Consider the following 4780-nt stretch of genomic DNA (forward strand, 5'->3'; position numbering starts at 1 on the left):
CGGGGGCGTCACTCCTCGGTGGCCGGAGTCAGGCTGCGCAACCGGCGGGCCCCGTACCAGGTGGCCGCGACGGTGACCACGGTCAGCAGCACCGCGCCGGTGCCCATGCCGACCTCCGAGGTGATCAGCTTCCCCTCGGCCAGGTCGCCCCCGACCGCCAGCGCCCACTGCTGGACGCTGAGCGAGCGCGCTCCCGCCACGTAGGAGCCGAGCAGCGTCTCCCAGATCAGCGTGTACACCAGTCCGACGACCACCGCGTGCCGGGTGAGGGTGCCCAGCATCAGGAACAGCGAGGCGTAGGCGATCGAGGCCACCAGCGCCGCGACCGTGTAGGCGACGGCGATCCCGTCGGCGGTGCCGACGAGGATCAGTGCGGCGATCAGCGTGGGGACGGCCGAGAAGACCATCGTCACCGCGATCGCGACCACCAGCTTGGTGAACAGCACCGTCCGCCGCTGCACCGGCTTGGCCAACAGGTACATGACCGAACCGTCGTCGATCTCCGGGCCGATCGCCCCGGTTCCCGCGATCACGCCGATGATCGGCACCATCGCGGCCAGCGCGAACCGGCCGAGCACGTCGGTGGAGCTTTGCGGGTCACCGTCGGCCAGCAGCCGCACGGCGACGGCGATCAGCACCAGCAGCGACGGCAGGATGCCCAGGACGAGGGCCCGGCGCCGGCCGAGCAGGGCCCGGTAGGTGAGCCGGGCCACCGTGGGATGGAACGCTGTGAACATCGTGAAGCCTCCTAGGCCGCTTCGCCGCTAGGCCGCGACAAGGTACGAGAAGACGGACTCGAGGGACTCGTCCGACGGCGACACCGTGTAGAGCCGGATGCCGTGTTCCCGGGCCACCTTGGGCAGCAGTTCGGTGAACCGGCCGAAGTCGGCCGCCTGGATCACCAGGGCGTCCTCGGCGGCGTCCACCTCGATGCCGGAGGTCGACGGATCGGCGATCAGCACCGCCGCCAGCGCCCGGTCGTCGCTGGAGCGGACCAGGTAGCGGTGCGGGCGGTCGGTCATCAGGCGGCGGATGGAGCGGAAGTCGCCGCTGGCCGCGTGCCGTCCGGCCACCACCACCTCGATGTGCGAGGCCACCTGCTCGACCTCCTCCAGGATGTGCGAGGAGAACAGGACGGTGCGGCCCTCGTCCCCCATGCGCCGCAGCACGTCCATCAGCTGCATCCGCTGACGCGGGTCCATGCCGTTGAACGGCTCGTCGAGCAGCAGCACCGAGGGGTCGTGCACCAGCGCGGAGGCCATCTTCACGCGCTGCCGCATGCCCTTGGAGTAGGTGCCGATCCTGCGGTCCTGGGCGTGCTCCATCTCCACGAGGGCCAGCGCCCGCTGCGCCTCCGCGGCGCCCAGCCCGTGCAGCTCGGCGTTGGCGACGACGAACTGGCGGCCGGTCAGGAAGTCGTACATCGCCTCCCGTTCGGGAACGATGCCGATCTCCCGGTAGACGGCCTCGTTGCGCCACACCGGGCTGCCGTCGAGGGTGACGGACCCGGCGGACGGGGCGAGGAAGCCCGCCATCATGTTGATCAGGGTCGACTTCCCGGCGCCGTTGGGCCCGAGCAGGCCGGTGACGCCCGGTCCCACGTCCACGGTGATGTCGTTGACGGCGACCACGTTGCCGAACCAGCGGGAGACGTGGTCTAGCTGGATGGTGGTCACAGCCCGGCCTTTCGGTAGCGACGGATCAGGAGGCCGTAGGAACCGGCGATCAGCACGGCCACGACCAGCAGGTAGACGGCTCCCTGGGCGGTGGAGGGTCCGACGTTGCCCGGGAAGGGCGCGCCGTCGCCGAGGAAGGCGTGCTGCAGCCCGTAGATCAGCGTGCTCGGCGAGAACAGGCCGAGCCACGACACCGCACCCCGGGCCTCGTTGAGGTCCGCGGCCACCTGGAGCGTGGAGACCGCCGCGAAGGACAGCATCATCACGGCGATCACGGCGGCGACGCCGAAGCCCCGGCGCGGCGTCAGGGCGGCGACGACCAGGCCGATGCCCGCGTAGAGCAGGGCGAGCACGGCCGCTCCGGCGAGGCCCTGGGCGAAGGCCGAGGTCTGGTCCGCGAAGTCGAGCTTGGCCAGCAGCGCACCCGCGTAGAGGACCACCTGCGGCAGCGCGGTGAGCATGAAGATCGCGCAGGCCATGGCCAGGTACTTGGCGCGGACGTAGTCGGAGGTCTCGATCGGGCGGGAGAAGTACAGGGGCATGGTCCGGTACCTCAGGTCCAGGGAGACCGCCTGGGGAGCCTGCGCGGCGAGGAACAGGGTGATCACCATCTCGAAGCCCGCCGTGTACTCCACGTAGGTCATCGGCAGTTCCCCGGCACCGCTCATCATGGTCACCGCCACCGCGATCACGGCGGGCAGCGTCAGCACGCAGGTGATGACCACCGGCACGATCTTGGAGCGGGCCGAGCGGCCGAGGCCGAAGGCGCTGCGCAGCGACTGCGCGAACAGCGAGCGGCGCGCGTAGGCACGGCCCAGGCGGGGGCCGTCGTAGCCGCGGTAGCCGATGTCGTGGATCCGGCTCTCGTGCGCGGCGCCGTTGCCGGGACGCGCCGTCCCTCCGGGCCCGCCGGCCGGCGTGAGGCTATCGGTCGTCATGGCGGAAGACCTCCGAGATGTGGTGCCGGCGCTGTTCCATGCGCACCAGGCCGAGGCCGAGGCCGGCGACGGTGTCGCGGATCAGGTCGTAGGTGTCGTCGCCGTCCGCGGTGAGCAGCAGGATGCGGCCCGCTCCCGGTAGCCCGGCGCCGCCGTCCTCGGTGCGCACCCCACGGGCCCCCAGGGCCTTGCGGAGCGCGTCGATCCCGTCGGGGTGCTCGTCGCTGTCGGTGACCTCCACGGCGAGGGTGGCGGTGGACCGGGTGAAGTCGGTGGTGGAACTGGAGCGCAGCAGGGCTCCGCCGTCGATGACGACGACGTGGTCGCAGGTGCGCTCGAGCTCGCCCAGCAGGTGCGAGGTGACCAGGACCGAGATGCCGAAGTCGCTGTGGATGCGGCGGATCAGGTCCAGCATGTCGTCCCGGCCGGCCGGGTCCAGGCCGTTGGTGGGCTCGTCCAGCAGCACCAGGTCCGGGTCGTGGACGAGCGCCTGGGCGAGCTTGACCCGCTGCTTCATGCCCGTGGAGTAGCCGCCGATGGGGCGGTAGCGCTCCTCGTACAGGCCGACGTGGCGGAGGGTGTCGGCGGTGCGCTCACGGGCGGCGGTCGGTGGCAGGCCGGACATGCGCGCCATGTGGACGACGAACTCGGTGGCCGAGACGTCGGGCGGCAGGCAGTCGTGCTCCGGCATGTAGCCGACCCGGGCACGGATCGCGGATCCCTCGGTCCCGACGTCCAGGCCGAGCACCTCGGCGCGCCCCTCGGAGGCGGGGGCGAGACCCAGCAGGATCTTGATCAAGGTCGATTTGCCGGCGCCGTTGGCGCCGACCAGACCGGTCACGCCGGACCCGATGTCCAGGGTGAGCCGGTCGAGGGCGGTCACCCGGGGGAACCGCTTGCTCAGGCTTTCGGTCAGGATCACAGTCACGGGGACGACGGTAGGGGGCATGACGCGGACACGTCGTCCTCCGGGAGGGGCCTCCCCGCTCAGCCTCCAGGTGTAGGGGACGCATAAGGGTCATCCCCGAAGGGGAGACGCGGGCCTCGTCTCCCCTTCGGGGAGGGGGCGTTGACGCGGTGTCCGCCGGCTGCCAGATTCACAGACCTGGGCGGCGGCCGCGACGACGGCGGGCGGTACGACTGCGGGCGGTACGACGGCGGGCGGTACGACGGCGGGCGGGCCGGACGACGGCAGTCGGCGGCGGCGGCCGAACGACGGCAGGGGTGGAGGACGGATGGCACTCAAGGGCGCGCGCGAACGCATGGTGCGGTCGGGCGAGGTCGACCTGTGCGTCGCGGAGCTGGGACCGGCCGACGGGGAGCGGCCGACGATCGTCCTGCTCCACGGCTATCCGGACACCAAGGAGATATGGGGCGAGGTGGCCGCGCGGCTCGCCGAGCGGTTCCACGTGGTGCTCTACGACGTCCGCGGACACGGCCGCTCCACCGCTCCGCGCCCACCGCGCGGCGGGTACACCCTGGAGCGGCTGGGCGACGACTTCCTGGCCGTCGCCGAGGCCGTGAGCCCCGGCCGCCCGGTGCACCTGGTCGGGCACGACTGGGGATCGGTGCAGAGCTGGGACTTCGTCACGCGGCCCCGCACGGCGTCCCGGATCGCCTCGCTCACCTCGATGTCGGGCCCCTCCCTGGACCACTTCTCCCTCTGGATGCGGCAAGGGCTGACCCGGCCGGCCCCGCGCCGGACCGCCCGGGTCCTCGGCCAGGCGGCCAGGTCCTGGTACATGGCCGCCCTCCACGTCCCGGTCGTGCCCGAACTGCTCTGGCGGGGGACGCCGGCGCTCACCAGTACCTGGCGGGCGTTGCTGAAGAAGTTCGAGGGGGTGGAACCCGAGGGGTATCCCACGGCCAGTCTGGGCACCGACGGCGCCCACGGGGCCTGGCTACACCGGGACAACGTCCCGTCCTCGCTCCGGACGCCGCGCGTGGACGCCCGCACCGACCTGCCGGTCCAGCTGGTCGTCGCACTGCGGGACCCGTTCCTCTCACCCGCCCTCTACGACGGACTCGAGCGGTGGGCCCCGAAGCTGGTGCGGCGCACCCTGCCGGTCGGGCACGCGATGCCGCTGACCCGGCCGGACCAGCTCGCCCGGTGGGTCGACGGCTTCGTCACCGACGTGGAGGCCGGCCGGACGCCCTCGACCCGGC

5 protein-coding genes are annotated in these 4780 nt (G+C 72.1%); 1 reads left to right on the forward strand and 4 read right to left on the reverse strand.

Annotation, left to right across the window (positions count from 1 at the left end):
• Window positions 1-8 precede the first annotated feature (8 nt).
• The 4 genes from HW445_RS18850 to HW445_RS18865 are packed head-to-tail and all read right to left on the reverse strand — an operon-like array spanning window position 9 to window position 3536.
• Window positions 9-737 carry an ABC transporter permease gene (locus HW445_RS18850; RefSeq protein ID WP_180222168.1) on the reverse strand — a complete coding sequence of 243 codons (729 nt, stop codon included), beginning with the start codon at window positions 735-737 and terminating at the stop codon, window positions 9-11.
• A gap of 27 nt (window positions 738-764) precedes the next feature.
• The gene (locus HW445_RS18855) at window positions 765-1676 is read right to left on the reverse strand and encodes an ABC transporter ATP-binding protein (protein WP_180222169.1); all 912 of its coding nucleotides are present in this window, start codon (window positions 1674-1676) and stop codon (window positions 765-767) included.
• Entirely contained in the window at window positions 1673-2614 is a 942-nt protein-coding gene (locus tag HW445_RS18860) for an ABC-2 transporter permease (protein ID WP_180222170.1), read from the reverse strand. Before HW445_RS18860 ends, HW445_RS18855 begins: the two co-directional genes overlap by 4 nt.
• The gene (locus tag HW445_RS18865) at window positions 2601-3536 is read right to left on the reverse strand and encodes an ABC transporter ATP-binding protein (protein ID WP_308799463.1); all 936 of its coding nucleotides are present in this window, start codon (window positions 3534-3536) and stop codon (window positions 2601-2603) included. Before HW445_RS18865 ends, HW445_RS18860 begins: the two co-directional genes overlap by 14 nt.
• A gap of 313 nt (window positions 3537-3849) precedes the next feature.
• On the opposite strand from HW445_RS18865, the gene HW445_RS18870 reads away from it, so the two are divergent.
• The coding region (locus tag HW445_RS18870) for an alpha/beta fold hydrolase (RefSeq protein WP_180222172.1) at window positions 3850-4780 on the forward strand (931 nt) is incomplete at its 3' end.

Origin of the sequence: Streptomyces sp. UH6 (genome assembly GCF_013421635.1) — a bacterium.
GTDB classification, from domain to species: Bacteria; Actinomycetota; Actinomycetes; order Streptomycetales; family Streptomycetaceae; genus Streptomyces; species Streptomyces abyssomicinicus.